The organism is Achromobacter sp. HZ34 (assembly GCF_002209485.1).
Taxonomy (GTDB): Bacteria; Pseudomonadota; Gammaproteobacteria; order Burkholderiales; family Burkholderiaceae_B; genus Bordetella_C.
Genome location: NZ_NJIX01000001.1, coordinates 530,535 through 549,786 on the forward strand (window position 1 = coordinate 530,535; position 19,252 = coordinate 549,786).

The following is a 19,252-nucleotide window of genomic DNA, read 5'->3' on the forward strand; positions in this document are numbered from 1 at the left end:
GCCACGTGGCTCCCTTGACTACATCGCCCGCTTGATGAAGGGCGCGGTGACGCTGTCCTTGCAGGCCGCCACGACGTCCGGCGGCCCGGCGACGACGATCTTGCCGCCGTGGGCGCCCGCGCCCGGGCCTACGTCGATGACCCAGTCCGCTTGCGCCACCACGCGCATCTCGTGTTCGACGGTGACCACCGTATTGCCCAGGTCGACCAGGCGCTGCAGTTGCACCATCAGCAGATCGACGTCGAAGGCGTGCAGGCCCGTGGTGGGCTCGTCCAGGACGTACAGGCTGTGGCCACGCTGGCTGCGTTGCAGTTCGGTAGCCAGTTTGATGCGCTGGGCCTCGCCGCCAGACAACTCCGTGGCAGGCTGGCCCAGGCGCAGATAGCCCAGGCCGATCTCGCGCAGCAGCCGCAGCGAACGCATGACCGGCTCTTCGCCGGCGAAGAATTCGCAGGCCTCCTCCACCGTCATCCGCAGCACTTCGGCGATATTGCGCTCGTTCCAGCGCACCTTGAGCGTCGCCTCGTTGTAGCGGGCGCCGTGGCAGGTGGGGCAGGGCGCGTAGACGCTGGGCATGAACAGCAACTCCACGCTGACGAAGCCTTCGCCTTCGCACGTCTCGCAACGCCCCTTGGCCACGTTGAAGGAGAATCGACCTGCGTCATAGCGCCGGCGGCGGGCGTCGGGCGTGGCGGCGAACAGCTTGCGCACGTGGTCGAACAGGCCGGTATAGGTGGCCAGGTTGGAACGGGGCGTGCGTCCGATCGGCTTCTGGTCTACCTGCACCAGCCGCTGGATGACATCGACATCGCCGGCCAGGTGGCCTTGAGTGGATTCGATGACGGTAGGCTCGTCGGACGGGCCCTCGGCGGCATCGTCTTCCGGTTCATGACCCAGGTGCGACAGCACCAGCTCCGGCAGGGCTTGCGCGACCAGGCTGGACTTGCCGGAACCGGAGATACCGGTGACCGCGGTCAGCACGCCCAGCGGGATCCTGGCGTTCACGCCATGCAGGTTGTGGCGATGGATGTCCTTGAGCTCCAGCCAGCCGGCGGGTGCGCGGCCAGCGCCGGGCCGCGCGGGAATCTCGTCGAACAGGTAGCGGGCGGTGCGCGATTCGGCGACCTCGCGCAGTCCCGCCGGGGTGCCGCTGTAGAGCACGCGGCCGCCCCGTTCACCCGCTTCCGGCCCGACGTCCACCAGCCACTGCGCGCGCCGCATCAGGCCCAGGTCGTGCTCCACGACGAACACCGAGTTGCCGGCGTCGCGCAGCTGGTCGAGCGCGTCGTACAGGGCCTGGCTATCGGATGGATGCAAGCCCGCCGAGGGTTCGTCCAGCACGTAGATCACGCCGAACAGCATGGAGCTCAGCTGGGTCGCCAGCCGCAGCCTTTGCAGCTCGCCACTGGACAAGGTGGGCGTGGGACGATCCAGCGTCAGGTAGCCAAGCCCCAATTGCTGCAATGAACGCAGCCGGCCCACCACGTTCTCGGCCAGGCGCTGGGCGGCCAGGCGCTTTTCCTCGGACAAGGCGGAAGTGCGGCGGACATCGGGCGCAGCCGCATGGGTGGCGCGTCCGGACGCGGCCCGGGCGGCCCGGTCGCGGCGCGTGGCGGTTTTGTTGGCTGCTCCGTCCCTCGCGGCCCTGGTTTCAGCGCTGGCCGCGGCGTTCGAGCTCGCATGGCTCCCGGCGCCGGCTCCATGTGCGCCGAAGTCCCCTCGCGCGATGGGATCCAGGAGAGCCACCGCATGGTCCAGCGGCATCCGCATGAAATCGCCGATATCGATGCCGGCGAAGGTCACGGACAACGCCTCGGGCTTGAGCCGCTTGCCGTGGCAGGCGGCGCAGGGCTTGCCTTCCATATATCGGGACACCCGCTTTTTCATCAACGCGCTCTGCGTGTTGGCGAAGGTGTGCAGGATGTAGCGGCGTGCGCCGGTGAAAGTGCCCATGTAGCTGGGATCCAGCTTGCGCTTGAGCGCGGCGCGGGTTTCGGCAGGGGTGAAGCCGGCGTACACCGGCACGGTGGGGGCTTCCTCGGTGAACAGGATCCAGTCGCGATCCTTCTTCGGCAGGTCCTTCCAGGGCTTGTCCACGTCGTAGCCCATCGTCACCAGGATGTCGCGCAGGTTCTGCCCGTGCCAGGCCGGCGGCCATGCCGCGATGGCCCGTTCGCGGATGGTCAAGGTGGGATCCGGCACCATGCTGGCCTCGGTCACCTCGAATACATGGCCCAGGCCGTGGCAGGCGGGGCAGGCACCTTGTGGCGTATTCGGGGAGAAGTCTTCGGCGTACAGCATGGGCTGGTCCGCCGGGTAGGTGCCGGCACGCGAGTACATCATCCGCACCAGGCTCGACAGCGTGGTCAGGCTGCCCACCGATGAGCGTGCGTTACTGGCGCCCCGTTGCTGCTGCAAGGCCACGGCGGGTGGCAGGCCGTCGATGGCATCGACATCGGGCACGCCCACCTGGTCGATCAGGCGGCGCGCATAGGGCGCCACCGATTCGAAGTAGCGGCGTTGCGCCTCGGCGTAGATGGTGCTGAACGCCAGGGATGACTTGCCCGAACCCGACACCCCGGCGAACACCACCAAGGCATTGCGCGGAATCTCGACATCCACGTCCTTGAGATTGTGTTCCCGCGCACCGCGTACCTGGACGAAGCCGGCGGGCTGGGCGGTGGCGGGGCTGGCAGGCGAGGGGGCTTTGGGCATTCGATTTCCTGTGCGCAAGCCCCGGACATGAGCGTCCGTTCGCTCATGAGCCGGGGGGCGTGTCCTGGTGAAAGCGTGCTTGCAGCACGCGGTGCCGCATGGATAGCAAGTTGCGTGCGCTGGAACAGGCGCCGCGGCGGTGGGTCGACCGCTGGAGGTTCTGCTTACCTGTCCTCGGGATCCAGCGCGTCGGCCCAGTTCTTCTTCATGGCGGCGATCCGCGCCACATAGGCTGACTTCAGGCAGGCGGCGTCCTGGCAGCGGTCGCGTACGGTTTCGCGCCAATGCGTCTGTTCCTTGGCCATGGGGTCGCGCCATTCGCCGGTTTCGCCATCACGGCCGGCGGTCTCGCCCTGGATCTTGTCGTATAGCACCTTCACCTGATCGTCCAGCCTGGACAGCTCCGGCTGCGCGCAGATCAGGTGCTCGACCTGGGTTTTCGCATACTTGCAGTCGAAGCCCGCGGCATGGCTGGGCTGTACGGGCAAGATGGCGCCCACGGCGATTGCCGCGCAGGCGATGGCAGGCAGTAGCGCGAGCCTCCCTTCACGATCCCGCGTGGTAGCTTCGGATCCATCCTGGGATCCAATCGTGATTCCAGCAGATATGGCGGTAGGGCCTTCGTCACGCACGTCCTCGACTCCTGAAAGGTTAAGGCCCCGGGGGGCGGGCTTAGCCGTCGATTGTCCCGTTTGATCGAGCGAAACACAACCGGGCAGGGCCGAACCGGCTTGCTTATTCACGCCTGTCGCCCTGGGGCACTATCCGCTTTCTCAGCGCATCGTGCATGCACCAATGAGTGCCCTTCGAAACGACGGTGTTCACAAAGGATGGCTGTGAGCCGGAATGGGTGCATATAGCGGCTTTTCCAGATGCCCACAAGAATAAGCACATGCTCACGTGCTCAATTGAAGCCGTGCTCGCAACAGGTTAGTTTTGCGGCTATCGGGATCATCCCCACTTCATTCGAGGCCGTCATGGGCACGCGCGAACTGCACCTCAACCTGTTCATCTTCGACACCGGCCATCACGAAGCGGCGTGGCGCTTGCCCGAGGCCGATCCCAACACGAATATCGATATCACCGCCTATCAGCGCCTGGCCCGCAAGGCCGAAGACGCCAAGTTCGATTCCGTGTTCCTGGCAGACAGCCCCGCGATCATGGGCGACCCGGGACGGCGGCCGACGGCGCGGCTGGATCCGACCATGATCCTTACCGCCGTGGCCGCGGTCACCAGCAAGATAGGCTTGATCGCCACCGCATCGACCACCTACAACGATCCCTTCAACCTGGCCCGCCGCTTCAGTTCCCTGGATCACATCTCGGCCGGTCGCGCGGGTTGGAATATCGTCACCACATCCAGTCCCGACGCGGCCCGCAATTTCGGCCTGGACGCACACCCCGCCCACGCGGACCGCTACGCCAGGGCGGAAGAGTTCGTGCAGGTGACGGGAAAGCTGTGGGATTCCTGGCAGGACGACGCCGTGATCGCCGACAAGGCGCAAGGCATACACGCGCTGCCCGCCAAGGTGCGGCCCATCGCGCACGAGGGCAAATACTTTCGCGTCGAAGGCCCCTTGAACGTCTCGCGCAGTCCGCAAGGACGGCCCGTACTCGTGCAGGCCGGTTCCAGCGAAGACGGCAAGGATTTCGCGGCACGGTGGGCGGAAGCGGTGTTCACCGCGCAGACCAGCCTGCGCGATGCCCAGGACTTCTATGCGGACCTGAAGGAACGTGCGCGCAGCTTCGGCCGCGATCCGGACAGCATCAAGATCCTGCCGGGCATCGTGCCCATCATCGCCGATACCGAGGCCGAGGCGATCCAGCTGGAGCGCACCCTCAACGGACTCATCAATCCGGAATACGCCCTGGGCCAGCTGGCCAAGACGCTGCAGATCGACCCCAGCCGCCTGACGCTGGACGGTCCGCTGCCGGACGACCTGCCCAGCGAGGCGGAAATCAACGGCGCCAAGAGCCGGCGCACGCTCATCGTCGAACTGGCGCGGCGCGAACGCCTGACCGTACGAGCGCTGATCGGCCAACTAGGCGGCGGCCGCGGCCACTGGACCCTGGTGGGGACGCCGCTGCAAGTGGCCGATGCCTTGCAGCACTATTTCGAGAACGGCGCCGCGGACGGCTTCAATATCATGCCCCCGGTGTTTCCGTCCGGGCTTACGGCCTTCGTGGACAAGGTGCTGCCCATCCTGCGCGAGCGGGGCCTGTTTCGGACGGAATACACAGGCCAGACCTTGCGCGACCACTACGGCCTGGCTCGGCCCGCCGTCGCGGTACCTGCAGAGCGCTCCAAATCGAATCCGGGCGCGCCGGTGCTCTCTTAATGCAGCTGGGACAGCTTGTCTTCCCTGGCCAGATCGACTGCGCGTTTCGCGTCCTCCGGTAATAGCAGTCGTTCCGCGACCAGCCGATCGGCCTCGGTTTGCACGGCCCCGACGTAATCCGCATCGCTGGGATAGCGTTCCTGCAGGGAAAGGCGCGGGTCGTGATTATCATCGCGTTGCGCCCGCGTGGCTGCGAAAGGCACGGCGGCGCCGTACAAGGGATATAAGGCGCTAGGCCCATATCCTTCGGCGCGCGGATTCCAGCCGGTGTACGTTGCGCGTGGGACCGCAACCGCCAACTGGCGGATGCCCGCGATGGAGATACCGTCGGCGTCCGCCAGGGGCACGAAGACGGGATAGTGCCCCAGCTCGCGCGGCGGCACGGTCGCGGAATCGATATAGCTGGCCAGGCCGTGTATGCCTGCATAGGGCAGCCCGGGAATGTTGGTCGGCACGGCTCGGCTGGCGTCGACCAGCGTTCCCTGCCCGCGCATGGGAACGCGGCTCGACGGCGGCTGTTTGCCTGTGGTGATCCAGGTCTGCATGTCAGTAAGCAATGCCCGCATGACTGCGCCGTTGTGCATAGGGTTGACGGGCAGGGCCATGGTGTCGCGGTGGCGCATCGATTCGCCGGGCTCGGAGAAATGCGGCGTGCCCGTCAGCATGTACATACGTACATCGGGCGGCAGGTCCAGCTGATTGCCCGCGAGATCCGTGACGACCAGGGACGCGCGCGACGACCACCATTCTATTTCGCTGTCCGTCTGCATGATGACAGGGCAGGTGGCGTTCAAGCGGCAGCGCAACAGCAAGCCGTCGCGTCGGCCGCTGAGTGGATCTGTCAGCGTTGCATAGGTGAAGGGAAAGGCGTCGACCTGCCAGCCGGGATCCTGTGGATGCCTGGCATTACGGTTGGGCAGGCCGAAGCGCACATTGACGGCCGTGCGTCGTCCGCCCGCGACATGCGGCATCAGGCCGTCGAACACCATGCGGCCTTCCAAGTCTTCGTTGAAACCCAGATGCAGGAAGTCGCGCAGAAAGCGGCCGGATTGCGAGATGCCGAAGCCGATGGCATGTTGGACGGAAGGTTTCCCGTTCAGGGCCAATGGGTTTTCCGCGCTGCCGTCGCGGCGCAGGAATGCAGCGATATCGCGGGTGGCGGCGAAGGCCAGGCCCAGGACAGTCGGGTCCTTGGCCGTGTAGGTCACTTCATAGAGCGCGCCCGCATCGTAGCCCTTGGCGGGGCGCTGTATCTCTATGGTTTGCGCCCCCGTTGCGCGCACCGACATGTCAGGGGGTGTCTGACGGTCATCATTCCAGCGCTGCCGCACCGTGACGGCAAGCTTCAAGGGGTCGGCCAGTGGCCATTGCAGCGTAGCCTTGCCGGGATTCTTGTCGTCATCGAAGATCAATTCTTCACGGACTGGGCCAGTAATGCCCGCAAGCACGGGTGATTTCAGTCCCAATTCGCCCGGCTTGGTGGGCAGATCGGCCTGCCAGCCTATCCATGCGACCGTATAGCCTTGTCGCTCCAGGAAGCCATTACCCGCGTCGCCCGTGTCCAGGCTATTGGGCTTGGCGGCATCGTCGAACAGCTGCTGGCCGATTTTTCGGCCACGGTTGGGCACGTCCACCAGCAGTGTGCCATTGCCGCGCGTGGGGTCGGATGGACGTAATAACACCACGTCCGCCGTGGCCTGGACGCGCCCCTCGGCGTCACGCGGCGCTTTGTCCAGGTCGGCAATCACGGCATTGCGTGGGTCGGTGGGATCGAGCACGAAAGTGGCGCGGGCGGTGACTTTCTCATAGGTACCCACATCGCCGAATTGACGGCCATCGTAGGCCGGGGACTTCTGCAGCACTTCAAAGCGTATGACCTCCGCATGCGCGCTGGCGCCTAACGTCGCCAGCAGCAGAGCGCCTGCCATCCTCGTGCGTATGCTCATCTCGTCTCCAGTAGTTGTTATCACTTGGCCATCGACGGCCATGCGGGGCATGATCGACAAGAACCAATTGGCTTCGTTGCACTGCCTGGCTGCCAGGAGCAGTCAGCGTGGCGAGCGCTGAAACAGTAACTGAAAATCCGGTGTGTTGGTTGATGGCGGGGGCGCGCTACAAGCCAGCATGGACTGCTGCTGATGCTAACGGCTACCGCGTTGCGGCTGATTCATTTGGGAGGCTGGCCCACCCTGTGACTGGTTTGGCGGGCCGGACGGACGGCGCGTTGCACGCCATATCCGAGCGACCCACATGCCGCGGCACTCAGCGCGGAGCCGACCATGTCCAGGGGCCAATGAATGCCCACGAAAATACGGGCCCATGCGACTACGAGACCCAGGAGCGCCACGATGCCGGCATAGCGCCACTCGCGCTTCCACAGGAATATCACGGCCAGCGTCCAGGCGAAGGTGGCATGGCTGCTGGGCATGGAGTTGTTGGCGGCGTGATATACCAAGGCCGGGCCGAATCCTGCCGCGAAGGGACGCGCGTGGAAGGCGTGGGCGTTGACATAGGCTTCAATGAGCTTGGAAGCGCCGATGGCAATGGCCGTCCCGAGCGCCATCGCGTAATCCCGTCGCGACACGAGATACCACAGCAGTACCGCGCCAGCGATGATGGCCGGCACCTCCGCCAGTTGGCGGGCGACGCCGATAAGGATCTTGGCGTCGCCGGGCGACCCGCGCAGAAACTCGAACACTGCGATGTTGAACGCTTCCAATCCACTCGCTTCGTACATGATCCGTGCCGGGCACACCCCGGCGGCATGGAAAAGGCATCAAGGGTGCACGTTGCAGCGTCGAATTCTTGTCAAAGGGTTGTGGAAACCCGGACAACGAAAGGCATAAGGCGAAACGTCGTCGGGTAGTCTTCACGGACCTGGCAGAGCACCAATCCCACGCGCACGAGGTCACGCAGCGCGCGGTTCATGCGGGGCAGGCTGGTGTCATAGCCAAGCCGGCCGAGCAGAAGCAGCAGGTCGTCGCGGGTGATGACTTTTTTCTTGACGCGATGCAGAGCGTCGAGCACCTCCAGTCGCGCCAACGTCACTCGAAGGCGGTGCGCCTTCAGTTGACGTTGTATTTCGGAGAAATCCGGAACTTGCAGGCGTCCGTGCATGAGTTGTGGGGGCACCCTGGGAATCGCCTGTCAAAAGACAGGCAGGGTGCCCGATGTCCCGTCGAATTTCCGTCAATCCGCGGGATTCGATCTGCGCGGACAGCGGCAGCGTGCGCGGCGCGGCTGCGGTAGCGACCGTGAGCAGCGCCGCCGCTCAGCCAATAGCCATGCCGTCTCACGCTTTTCGCTTGCCACCCAGAACGCCAGCTGGGATAGCATGCCGGCCCCCAGCAAGGTGCATCCCGCTGCGACAGCGGGGTTGCTGCCGATGTCGGCGAAGGCCGTGCATGCGGCACCGATCGACATCTGCGCGAATCCATACAGCCCCGACGATGAACCGCTGACCCTTGGATTGACGTTCAAGGCTTGCGCCATGGCGGTGGGTGAGGCAATGCCGGCGCCGTAGGTGAGGACCAGCATCGGTGCGACCGTAAGCGCCATGGTCAGGTGGCCCGACAGACGAGGATGTCATCGGCTACGGCATCCTGCAAAGGGAATGACTCCCCTTCGCATGGGAACCGCTCAGGGCGGCTCAACCGGGCAACAAACCACTCGACTGGCAACTCGCAACAATAGTGTCGTAAAGCGAGATATCCGCTCTTCCCCGAGCGACGATCTGGGCCCCCGATATTGCCGCGAAGATGGCGTAAGCGCGGCGTTTGCTTTCCTCGGGGCTCACCGTGCCCGTGTCCACCAGACGCTCGCTCAGCCACGCGACATTGACGTCCGTGAAGACCTGGACTTCTTTCTGGACCTCGGCCGGCAGGTCGTCATATTCAGAGGCCATGAAACTGCACAGGCACATGCGATTGCCCGTCTCCAGCGCCACGCGGAAAGTCGCCGGATACTTGCGCAGGCAGTCGACCGGATCCGCGCCGTTCGCGGACATCGATTCCAATGCCGCGGCCGCATCTTCCCAATAACGTCGGGCGACCGCCACGCCCAAGTCGGATTTGCTAGGGAAATGGTGGTAGATGCTGGCGGCCTTGATGCCCACGGTGGCGGCGATATCCCGGAAATTCAGGCCGTTGTAGCCATGCGCCTGTGCGGCGCTCCTCGCCGCGGCCAAAATCGCTTCGCGAGAATTGATGTTCGTCTTCGATTCCATAAGCATGATTCTATCAAGTTTGCCTACCAACTGACAGATAGGGCTTGACGTAGCATGATGAGCCTCATACCATTTCCCTACCGATCACTTGGTAGGCAGCAATAAGGTAGCACCGCCAAGTGCCCAGTCACCTCCTTTCCGAAGCTCCCTACATGAATTCCGAAATCACCAACTTTGATGCCACCGAACTGGCCAGCCTGATTCGCAATCGCGAACTATCCTCGGTGGAAGTGGTGCAGGCGCACCTCGACCGTATCGAAGCCGTCAACCCCAAGATAAACGCCATTGTTACGCTGAACGCGGATCAGGCACTGGAAGCCGCCGGCAACGCGGACAAGGCATTCGTGAAGGGGGCGCAGCTTGCTCCACTGCACGGCGTGCCTTTCACGGTCAAGGACGCGCTCGACACCGCCGGCATTCCGACCCAGCGCGGATCGCTATTGTTTGCTGGCAACGTGCCGACAAGAGATGCAAGCAGCGTTGCCCGGCTCAAGGCGGCCGGCGGCATCATCCTGGCGAAGACCAATCTGCCCGAATTCTCGACGTGGACCGAGTCAGACAACCTGCTTACCGGCCGGACCAATAACCCCTGGAATCTGGATCGCACGCCGGGCGGATCTTCCGGGGGGGAGTCCGCTGCGATCGCGGCTGGCATGTCGCCGTTGGGCATCGGTAGCGACGTTGCGATTTCCGTGCGCGGGCCCGCGGCCTTCACCGGCATCGCCGCCCTCAAGGCCACGCACGGGCGCATTCCCTACACTGGGCACTACCCAACGGTCACTTCGCAATGGTGGCACGTGGGTCCGATGGCCCGGACCGTGCGCGACGTGGCGTTGGCGTATTCGCTGCTAAGAGGCGCGGACGGTGCCGATGGCTATGCCGTCCATGCCAGGAATGCGGTGTCCGACAACCGTCGCGTCGCTGGCCAGACCATACGTGTCGGTTGGGTATCGGACGCGGCATTCGGGCCGGTAGATCCGGAAATTACGGCGGCAGTGGCCGCCGCGGCAGCGCAGCTGGCGGATCTCGGGTGCGACGTGGAGGAAGTCGCGTTGCCGTTCCTTGATGATCCACTGTCGCCTTTGATGCTGTTGGTCTACGGTGAGTTGGTACCTGAAATCCAGAAGCTGGCCAAGGGCAGGGAAGACCGATTACATGCTGTCGGCAAGAGCATCTATGAGTCGCCGGACCCGTCATACGCGGACTTCAACGCGGCGCTGAGAAAAGCCGAAGCGCTCAGGTCATCGTTCGCGGCCTGGTTCGAAAAATACGATGTGCTGCTTTGTCCGGTCACGCCGATGACCGCCACGCCGCATGGCGCCCAGGAACTGCTTGTCAATGGAGAAACCGTGTCCTGGCTCCACGTCATGCGGGCGACGTCCGCATTCAACCTGACGGGCCTGCCTGCACTATCCGTACCGTATGCATTGAGTTCGGAGCGCTTGCCGATCGGCATCCAACTGGTCTCCCGTTGGCTCAACGAAGACCTCATCCTGCAACTGGGAGGCCTGCTTGAGCGGCGCGGGGGGCTGGGGGATCAGCGTCCCGTCGTCTGATCGATAAACCCGGATCGTCCACTCACAACCTGGAACGCCGTGATGCCCACGTCACGGCGTTTCCTCACCCGAGCGCTAAAACGAATATGTCTGATCCAGTGAACCTGTCACGCCGTCACTTGTTGAGCGGCGTGTCCACCCTTGGCGGCCTGACCTTGCTTGACCTGGCCGGGTTTTCTCCAGCCAGCGCCGCGCCAATGCCAAGAGCTTCGTACGGCAACGCTTCATCCGTTTCTCTTGGCCCCATCCGGCAGGTCGACGCCGGATCCCTGAACATCGGCTATGCGGAGTCCGGTCCGGCCAACGGCCCGGTTGTCATTCTGCTGCACGGCTGGCCACACGATATACACAGCTTTGTCGAAGTAGCCCCCCACCTGGCAGGCAAGGGCTATCGCGTAATCGTGCCGTATCTACGGGGCTACGGCAGCACGCGCATCGTTACCGCGGACACGCCACGCAACGGCCAGCAGGCCGTATTCGCGGCAGACGTGATTGCGCTGATGGATGCATTGAAGATCAAGAAGGCCGTACTGGCCGGTTTTGACTGGGGCGGCCGTGCAGCCAATATCGTCGCGGCTATCTGGCCCGAGCGTTGCCGCGCGCTGGTGTCGGCCAGTGGTTATCTGATCGGCAGCCAGCAAGCCAACCGCAAACCGTTGCCGCCGCAGGCGGAACTGCAGGCCTGGTTCCAGTATTACTTCGCCACGGAGCGCGGCGCCGAGGGCTACGCGGCCTACCGCGATGACTTCAACCGCATGGTCTGGCAGAACGCTTCACCGCGCTTCAACTTCGACGATGCCACATACCGGCGCACGGCCCAGGCCTTCGACAATCCGGACCATGTGGCGATCGTCATCCACAACTACCGCTGGCGTCTGAGCCTGGCCCAGGGCGAATCGCAGTACGACGGTCTGGAGAAACGGTTGGCGCAGGCGCCGCGCATCTCCGTACCGACCATTACCTTGGAAGGAGACGCCAACGGCGCGCCGCATCAGCCACCGGCGGCTTACGCGAGGCAATTCACCGGCAAATACCAGCACCGCGACATAACCGGCGGGATCGGCCATAACCTGCCGCAGGAAGCACCCAAGGCATTTGCCGATGCGGTGCTCCAGGTCGGGAACCTGTAGATGAGATAGTCCCGAGGCAGGCCGCTACTCCATCGCCGGTGCGATCTCGGCGGCCTTGCCTCCTTTCACCGGCGCCGTTTCGGCTGCGCGAACGAAAACAAATGCCAGCAGGCCGGTGATCGCGGCCACGATCGCGGCGATCAGGCTGGTGTCGCCAAAGCCGCCCGCAAAGGCCGCCGCCGCCGCTGCATGAATGGCGTCCTGAGCCGAGTGCCCCAACATGCCGATGACCCCGCTCAAATCGCCCGAAGCAACGCGTTTTGCCGCGCTGGCCACCAGATCCGGAGCCAGTTCCTTGACGCTCTCCGAGGCCACGAAGCGTTTGGTCACGCCGGTCGACAGCACCGCGCCGAGCGCGGCCACGCCGACCAGCAACCCGACAAAACGCGTGGTGGCTGAAATTCCGGATGCCATGCCGGCACGTTGCGCGGGCACCGCGCCCTGCATGACCTTGGCGGTTTCGCTGTTCAGCAGGCCGGCGCCGATACCCGCTATCAACATGCCCACCGCGAATATCGGATAAGCAGCGTGCGCGGTCGAGAACGCGTACATGAGCAGATTGCCGGCCGTCGTGATTGCCAGGCCCAGGGTCAGCAGTACGCGGCCGGAATAGTGCGCGCCAAGTCCCGCGCCAAAGCGCGGCGTCAGGAACATGGGCAGGGCGAATGGCAACATCGCCACGCCGGCGGTAGCGGGCGCGAAGCCGTAGGCATTCTGCAGGAGCAGGGGCAGGAAAAAGATGAGGACCTGGGCGCCTCCCGCATAACCAAGCATGGCGAACGCCGAACCCAGGAACGTAGGCTGGCGAAACAGCGAGAAATCGACCATGGGGCGCAGCTGCCGCGCTTCGATGAAATAGAAACTGACCAGCAGTACGGCGGAGACCAGCAGGCGCGTCAGGATATCCTTGCCGAGCCAGCCAAGATTGTTCCCGTCGATCAGGGCCCATATCAGGAAGAATAGTCCCGTGCTGAAGGTGACGATTCCCGCGTAGTCGAGGCGTTTGGCCTCGTGGTCGGACGATTCCTCGACCACCATGCATGCCGCGATGAACAGCACCGTACAGATCGGCAGATTCATCAGGAATGCCCAGCGCCAGCCGAACAGCGCGGTAATCACGCCGCCGATGATGGGACCGCAGGTGATGGCGATGCCCAGGCAGGCGCCCCAGAATGCGTAGGCCTTGGCACGTTCAGCGCCCGCGAACGTGTGATTGATTACGGCCAGGGAGGCCGTCAGGAGCAGGGCGGCGCCTATGCCCTGCAAAGCCCTGGCCAGATTGAGCATCAGTGCCGATGTCGCCATGCCGCAAAGCCCGGAAGCCACCGTGAATATGGCGATGCCTATCAGCATGGCCAATTTGCGGCCGTGCCGGTCGGCATAGGCGCCGGCCGCGAGCAGAAGGGCCGCGAAGGTGAGGATATAGGCGCTAACGACCCATTCGATTTCAGTAAAGGCAGCGCCGAGTGATCTGGCAATCGAGGGCAGGGCGACCGCGACGATGTTTGAATCGAGCATGATCAATGACGAGATCAAGCCCATCGTGACGAGGACCAGGAATTTTCTTTTCGTCTCTGGCATGCGGGCGGACCACTTTGCAGGCTTACTCATGCCGGCCCCCTGGACGCCGCCCCGCCTGGTTGTTCTTCTGCGTTGCAGCGGACAGGTCGCCGTTGGCGATCGCCAGAAGCTGCGACCGGAGTAGGCGCGCCTGCGTCGATCCGAACGCCTGCTCGAAGCTGTCCTGCGCCTGCTGCCACAGGACGCTGGCCTGTGCGAGCTTTCGCTTACCCGCGGTGGTGAGCGAGACCAGTTTGCTTCTTCGATCCCTGTCGGAGGTCAGAACGGTAAGGAAGCCGTCTCGTTCGAGGGGACGCAGATTGCGCCCGATGGTGGTCCGGTCCAGGACGAGGGCGTCGGCAAGCTCCAATAATGTCGGCGGCCGGTCCGCCCAACGCGCAAGTTCCGCCAGGATGGCGTGCTGACTGGCGCCGAGGCCGACAGGCGCCAGGGCCTCGTCATAGATCCGCGACATGCGCCGAGCCGCCTTGCGCAGCGCGCCACAGTTGCAGCGCGATTCCTGCCTTTCCCTGATTTCTTCAGCCATTCGATATATCCAATACATGCATATGCAACTAATTGGATAAGTGTATATGCATGTATTGGGACGGTCAACGGGCGCAAAGCGGGGCAGGCGCAGCCCGCCCCGCCCGCGCCGCCCTGTCACCCGTCCAGCGTGATATGCCCGGCTTCGACGATCGCACGCCATTTGACGATTTCCGATGCGATCAGCTTGGAGAACGCTGCCGGGCCGTCGGACACATTGTCGGAGCCGAAGGAGGCGATCACGTCACGGACCTTGGGCTTGCTGGCTGCCTTGATGGTGGCGGCGCTCAGGCGCGCGGCGATGTCAGGGGGGATACCGGCCGGGGCCAGCAGGCCATACCAGCCGCGCGCCTCGAAGCCCGGCAAGCCGCTTTCGGCCACGGTGGGTACGTCGGGCAGCAAGGCCGTGCGGGTGGGACTCGAAACGGCCAGGGCCCGCATGCGGCCGGCCTGGATGTGCGGCTGCACCAGCGCCAGATTCTCGAAGGCGTACAGGACTTCGCCAGCGATCACCGCCACCACCGCCGGCGCACCGCCCTTGTAGGGAACGTGGGTCGCGCGGACATTGGCTTTCTGCTTCAGCATTTCACCGGCCAGATGCTGCGGCGTGCCGGTGCCCGCGGACCCGTAGAAAGGCGGCTTGCTTTCGCTGGCCTTCAGATGGGCGAGCAGATCCTTGAAGCTGTGGATCCCGGACTTGCTGCTGGTGACGACCACCAGGGGCGTGGCAGCCAGCAACGATATCGGTGTGAAGTCCCGCGTGGGATCGTAGGTCAGGTTCTTGTAGAGCGAGACGTTGATCGCCAGGGGGCCGCTGGCACCGAGCAGCAGGGTGTAGGGATCCTTGGCGGCCCTGGCCACATAAGCGGTGCCGATATTCCCACCCGCGCCGGGCCTGTCTTCCACGATGGCGGGTTGGCCCAGGTCCTGGGACAACTCCGCGCCGACCAGCCGGGCAAGGATGTCGACGATGCCACCCGGCGGATAGGCGTTGACGATGCGCAGCGGCTGGGTAGGCCAGGCGCTACTGGCGCGCGCCTCGGACAGCCCCAGTCCAGGCGTGAGCGTACAGGTGGCCAGCGCGGCGGCGGAGGCCCCGGTGCCGAGAAAATCACTAAGGAACTGGCGTCGATTCATGTTTGTCTCCTCCCTTCTTTTGAGGGATATCGGGCTTTGTCTCGGGTCCCGCCATGGGCCCGGGTCAAAGCCTCTGCTTCAGGTCTTTGCGACAGCCCGGGTTACGGGCCCGTCTCAGGCCGTCGCCAGGGAAAAATTGAGTTTGGTGCCCTGGACGATGATGCCGCCGCGTTCACCGGGCGTAAGCGAACCATAGCGGGCCGCGAACGATGGCGGCAGCCTGCGCGCCTCCTTGGGAGCGAGCCACAGGCGCAGCAGGTGACGCTTGCGCTCCGGCTCAGGCCAATCCTCGAAATCCGTGCGCGAGTGCAGGATCTGATGGTTATGCAGGAACTGCATGTCGCCCGGGCGGAACTCCATCTGCAGGCAGAACATGGGATCGTTGGCCAGCGTATCCAGCAGCGCCAGCGCCTCCTGCTCCTTGTCGGTCAAACGGCGCGCTTGGGCGAAATGTTGCTGGGCACTGCGTATGTACTGGCCGACGTAGATGGTGGTGAGCTGGTCGTCCAGCCAATTGAACACGGGCACGTCGAACCAGGGCAGGGCGCCTTCAGGCACCTCGCCCCGGCGGTCTGTCGGAAAGGCATGAAAGAGCTGCTCGGCCAGGTCGGGCCGGCGCTCCATCATGGCGTTGTACAGGGAAACGGAACTGACGATGCGGCTCTCGCCGCCGGAGCGCGACGTCTTCAGGCACAGCAGGCCGACGATGTCACAGGAATCCGTGTGGTACTCCAGCTGGCGATTGGTCTGGTAGTAGCGGGTCGCGGGCTTGTTGATGTCGGCCCCGGTGTCGCGGACATGGCCCAGCAAATGCCCGGCCGCATTCTGCGAACGAAAACTGCCGAACCAGGCGCCCATGCCCAGGTAGGCGATGGCCGCTTCTTCCACCGAATACCGCTCGACGGGGAAGCCGCGGATCAGTACGAATCCTCTGCCATTGAGCACTTCCTCGCGCATGGCCGACAAGCGCGGGCCCAGCGACGGCAGCTGGAAACTTGGACGAGAGATATCCTCGAAGGGGCGTCCGGATGCATGATGCTGCTGGATGGCGGCATCGATCTCGCCGATCTCGGCGGTGGACAGCTGTTCGATCCAGCGGGTATCGCGGGCCATGTCGGCCCCCAGCCACGCGCCCGGTCCGTCGATGCGGCTGGGCAAGGCAGGGGTGTGATTCATCGCAGCGGTCGGCATGGCCGGTCTCCTTTTGATAATTGCGCTTGTGCTCGCGTTGGAACGTCGATATAAGTCTAGTGAGCGGACGAAATCGCAGCCAGCGAAGAATATTGATCAATTTATCGCTTCGATGAATAAATGAATTTCGCCAACATCACCTTGAAGCAGTTGCGAGCCTTCGCGGCGGTGGCCCGCGAGGGCAGCTTCACCAGGGCGTCGGAGAAGCTCCATGTCACGCAGTCGACCCTGACGACCTCGGTCAAGATCCTGGAGGATGAGATAGGCATGCGGCTGTTCGACCGCTCGACCCGGGCCGTGACGCTGACCCTGCAGGGGGAACGCTTCCTTCCCGCGGCGGAACGCATGCTGCGCGATCTGTCGGAGTCCCTGGACGAATTGCGCCTGGCCGCCACGCGGCAGCGGGGCTCGGCGGTGGTTGCCGCGGCAGCGTCATTCATCAACTACGTGATGTCGCCCGCCGTCATCCATCTGGCTGAGCGCTACCCCGGCATTACCGTGCGCATGCGCGAGGAAACTACCGAGGGCGTCTGCCGGCAGGTCCTGTCCGGTGAAGCGGATTTCGGGGTGACCACCTTGTTCCAACCGGTGCCGTCCCTGGACACGGCGCTGATCCTGCGCGATGCCTATGGCGCCGTCTTCCGCGAAGGGCATGACTTGATGGCGACCGCCGAGCCGATTCCCTGGAGCCGGCTGTCGGCGCATACGATGGTGGCCTTGCATCCTTCGAACGGGATACGCGCGCTGGTCGACCTGCATCCCAAGATTCCCGCGCGCCACAAGCATCCGGACTACGAGGTTGGATCCATGTCGTCGCTGTTTCCGCTGCTGGCGCGCGGCCTGGGCTTCGCTGCCTTGCCCGCGCTTGCGGCGCAGCCACTGGTTGCCGGAGGGCTGCGATTCAAGCCCCTGGCCAAGCCGGTGCTGCGCCGCAGCCTGTATGTGGTCAAGAAGCGCGGGCGGGGGCTGTCGCCCTCGGCGACGGCGCTGCTTGAGGCCATGACCGAAGCGGTACAGCGCATCGAACGCCATCCGCAGATGGAGGTCGTGTTCAACGAGGAGAAAATGCGGGCCTTTTGTGGTTGAAACCCGTGCTTGAAACCGTGGTTGAAACCCGTGACTGAAACCCGCGGTCAAACCCTGCCGCTGGTTCGCCCCGCAGGTCTGCCCGCCTCGTTGGCAGCGATCGATGCAGAAATCAATCCAGCCCCAGCAAACGCTCGGTCTCACGCGCCAGGCTGACCAGGCGCGGCCCGATATCGGCGGCGCGCTCACGGTAGGGCCCATCGCAAGCCGGTACACCGCAGTTGAATACATAGAGCAGCGACTGATAGGGCCTGGCCAAGGGCGCGGCGAAACCGAGCGCATCCGGCCGCCACTGCATGTTGTTGCCGCAATAGCCCTTGCTCTCCAAATCCCGTCGGGCGGCAGGCAAGGTGTCTATATGGGCGGCGTAGTGCGCCGGATCGGCCACGCGCAGCTGGTTCAGGACGCTGCTGCGTTCCTCAACCGTCGCGCGCGATAACCACGCCTTGCCGGCGGCGCTGGACAATAGCGGCAAGGCCGCACCGATGTCGGGCCTGGTTTGCAACGCTTCATTGGAGCGAGCGGACTCCACATAGACCATCTGCAAGCGATCCCGCACGACCAGCGACACGGCGCCGCGGACATGGTCGGCCAGCTGTTTCATCAACGGCCGTGCCAGTTGCCGTATCTGCATGCTGGCAAGCAAGGGATAGCTGAGCGCCAGGACCGATGCGCCAAGACGATAGCGAGGCGGCGTACCGCTGCGGCGCAGATAGCCGAGTTCCACCAGGGTATGCGTCAGGCGCGCCACGGCGCTCCTGGACATGCCGGTCTGCAGCGCGAAGTCCTTGTTGGCGAGCACGGGTGAATCGGCGCTGAAGCAGGCCAGGATATCCAGCCCATGGGCCAGCGTGGTCGCGAAGTCAGCATCCTTAGCCACGCAGCGTCCCAACGGCCGTGGCGGCCCCAGCGATTGCGTTCGCCCCAGCGGTTGCGTCCGCTCCAGTCGCTTCGTCCACTACGGCAGGAATGGCCTTGTCCATCTTCGCCGCCAGCGCGATGAGCTTGGGCGCGATGCGGGCGCGTAGTTCATTGCCACGCAGCCGGCGCACGGGAATGCCGCAATTAAAGACCAGGATTTCGCCATCCACCGGTTTGCCCGCAGGCACCGCGACGGCGTGCACGTCGGCATGCCATTCTCCCTCGGCAACGCAGTAGCCGAATTCCGCATAGTCCTGCCGGGCCTGCTCCCAGGCGGGTTGATAGCGCTTCCAGGCGGCCGCGTCGCTGGCGCGCAAGGCATCCAGCGCCGTCCGGCCCTGCGGATCTCCCCGCGCGTCGGCCTGCGCCAGCCACGCCCGGCCCATGGCGGAGGACAATAGCGGCAGCAATGCACCGATATCCGGTCGAAACGCAACGGCATCGTGTCCCCGGCAGGTTTCCAGATAGACCATATGCAAGCCGTGATGCATGCCCAGCGATGCGGAGCCGCCGGCGGCGTCGGCCAGCCGCTTCATATGGGGCCGTGCGAGTTGGCGCAGCTTGATGCTGGCCAGCAGCGGATAGCTCAAGGAAAGCAGGGCCGGCCCGAGCAGATAGCGGCGCAGGCCGGCGTCGTAACGCAGCAGGCCGCGCTGCATCAAAGTGGTGGTCAACCTTGAAATGGTGGCCTTCGACAGCCCGGTACGGTCGGCCAGTTCGCGATTGCTGAGGGCCGGCTCGCCATGGCGAAAAGTTTGCAGCAAGGCCAGTCCATGCGCCAGGGTCGTGGCGAATCCGGGATCGGCGTGCAAGGGGCTGCGGGGCATGGGCGTTGGACTATTGCGT

At 64.4% G+C, this 19,252-nt stretch carries 17 protein-coding genes; 4 read left to right on the forward strand and 13 right to left on the reverse strand.

Annotated elements, in window-relative coordinates; all coding sequences use genetic code 11:
* Nucleotides 1–18: 18 nt before the first annotated feature.
* Nucleotides 19–2,715 (reverse strand): excinuclease ABC subunit UvrA, encoded by a 2,697-nt coding sequence (locus CEY05_RS02170; protein ID WP_088595743.1) that lies wholly within the window; start codon nt 2,713–2,715, stop codon nt 19–21.
* 164 nt (nt 2,716–2,879) lie between these two features.
* Entirely contained in the window at nt 2,880–3,215 is a 336-nt protein-coding gene (locus CEY05_RS02175) for a lysozyme inhibitor LprI family protein (protein WP_233161313.1), read from the reverse strand.
* 477 nt (nt 3,216–3,692) lie between these two features.
* Between CEY05_RS02175 and CEY05_RS02180 the strand changes: the two genes are divergently transcribed.
* A complete protein-coding gene (locus tag CEY05_RS02180; RefSeq protein WP_088595744.1) occupies nt 3,693–5,054 on the forward strand; it encodes an LLM class flavin-dependent oxidoreductase in 1,362 nt (453 codons plus the stop codon).
* Here the strand turns inward: CEY05_RS02180 and CEY05_RS02185 are convergent.
* The 5 genes from CEY05_RS02185 to CEY05_RS02205 all read right to left on the reverse strand — a co-directional run bounded on the left by CEY05_RS02185 (nt 5,051) and on the right by CEY05_RS02205 (nt 9,279).
* Nucleotides 5,051–7,000 carry an alpha/beta hydrolase domain-containing protein gene (locus CEY05_RS02185; RefSeq protein WP_198952652.1) on the reverse strand — a complete coding sequence of 650 codons (1,950 nt, stop codon included), beginning with the start codon at nt 6,998–7,000 and terminating at the stop codon, nt 5,051–5,053. The two genes, CEY05_RS02180 and CEY05_RS02185, sit on opposite strands and share 4 nt — an antisense overlap.
* 221 nt (nt 7,001–7,221) lie before the next feature.
* Nucleotides 7,222–7,791 (reverse strand): phosphatase PAP2 family protein, encoded by a 570-nt coding sequence (locus CEY05_RS02190; RefSeq protein ID WP_088595746.1) that lies wholly within the window; start codon nt 7,789–7,791, stop codon nt 7,222–7,224.
* 71 nt (nt 7,792–7,862) lie between these two features.
* Nucleotides 7,863–8,171 (reverse strand): hypothetical protein, encoded by a 309-nt coding sequence (locus CEY05_RS02195; RefSeq protein WP_088595747.1) that lies wholly within the window; start codon nt 8,169–8,171, stop codon nt 7,863–7,865.
* 72 nt (nt 8,172–8,243) lie between these two features.
* Nucleotides 8,244–8,612: a multidrug effflux MFS transporter gene (locus tag CEY05_RS30745; RefSeq protein ID WP_143220255.1), complete on the reverse strand. Its 369-nt coding sequence runs from the start codon at nt 8,610–8,612 to the stop codon at nt 8,244–8,246.
* 91 nt (nt 8,613–8,703) lie between these two features.
* On the reverse strand, nt 8,704–9,279 hold the full coding sequence (locus CEY05_RS02205) for a TetR/AcrR family transcriptional regulator (RefSeq protein ID WP_088595749.1): 576 nt from the start codon (nt 9,277–9,279) through the stop codon (nt 8,704–8,706).
* Nucleotides 9,280–9,431: 152 nt separating this feature from the next.
* Between CEY05_RS02205 and CEY05_RS02210 the strand changes: the two genes are divergently transcribed.
* Both CEY05_RS02210 and CEY05_RS02215 read left to right on the forward strand, forming a co-directional pair.
* A complete protein-coding gene (locus tag CEY05_RS02210) occupies nt 9,432–10,835 on the forward strand; it encodes an amidase (RefSeq protein ID WP_088595750.1) in 1,404 nt (467 codons plus the stop codon).
* An 86-nt stretch (nt 10,836–10,921) separates the two neighbouring features.
* Nucleotides 10,922–11,965: an alpha/beta fold hydrolase gene (locus CEY05_RS02215; protein WP_088595751.1), complete on the forward strand. Its 1,044-nt coding sequence runs from the start codon at nt 10,922–10,924 to the stop codon at nt 11,963–11,965.
* Between the two features lie 24 nt (nt 11,966–11,989).
* Here the strand turns inward: CEY05_RS02215 and CEY05_RS02220 are convergent, their stop codons facing one another.
* The 4 genes from CEY05_RS02220 to CEY05_RS02235 form a co-directional block, all read right to left on the reverse strand.
* Nucleotides 11,990–13,576 (reverse strand): MFS transporter, encoded by a 1,587-nt coding sequence (locus tag CEY05_RS02220; protein WP_088595752.1) that lies wholly within the window; start codon nt 13,574–13,576, stop codon nt 11,990–11,992.
* Nucleotides 13,569–14,072 (reverse strand): MarR family winged helix-turn-helix transcriptional regulator, encoded by a 504-nt coding sequence (locus tag CEY05_RS02225; RefSeq protein WP_088595753.1) that lies wholly within the window; start codon nt 14,070–14,072, stop codon nt 13,569–13,571. The genes CEY05_RS02220 and CEY05_RS02225 overlap by 8 nt, the downstream gene beginning before the upstream one ends.
* 116 nt (nt 14,073–14,188) lie before the next feature.
* Nucleotides 14,189–15,208, reverse strand: a complete 1,020-nt coding sequence (locus tag CEY05_RS02230; RefSeq protein WP_088595754.1) for a tripartite tricarboxylate transporter substrate binding protein — start codon at nt 15,206–15,208, stop codon at nt 14,189–14,191.
* Between the two features lie 114 nt (nt 15,209–15,322).
* Entirely contained in the window at nt 15,323–16,399 is a 1,077-nt protein-coding gene (locus CEY05_RS02235) for a TauD/TfdA family dioxygenase (RefSeq protein WP_088595755.1), read from the reverse strand.
* Nucleotides 16,400–16,519: 120 nt separating this feature from the next.
* Here CEY05_RS02235 and CEY05_RS02240 point away from each other — a divergent pair, with 120 nt between their 5' ends.
* Complete coding sequence (locus CEY05_RS02240) at nt 16,520–17,485, forward strand: LysR family transcriptional regulator (RefSeq protein WP_088595756.1); 966 nt, start codon at nt 16,520–16,522, stop codon at nt 17,483–17,485.
* A 112-nt stretch (nt 17,486–17,597) separates the two neighbouring features.
* Here CEY05_RS02240 and CEY05_RS02245 read toward each other — a convergent pair whose 3' ends face one another.
* Both CEY05_RS02245 and CEY05_RS02250 read right to left on the reverse strand, forming a co-directional pair.
* Nucleotides 17,598–18,365 (reverse strand): IclR family transcriptional regulator, encoded by a 768-nt coding sequence (locus CEY05_RS02245; protein WP_088595757.1) that lies wholly within the window; start codon nt 18,363–18,365, stop codon nt 17,598–17,600.
* Complete coding sequence (locus CEY05_RS02250) at nt 18,358–19,233, reverse strand: IclR family transcriptional regulator (RefSeq protein WP_088595758.1); 876 nt, start codon at nt 19,231–19,233, stop codon at nt 18,358–18,360. The genes CEY05_RS02245 and CEY05_RS02250 overlap by 8 nt, the downstream gene beginning before the upstream one ends.
* Between the last annotated feature and the right edge of the window lie 19 nt (nt 19,234–19,252).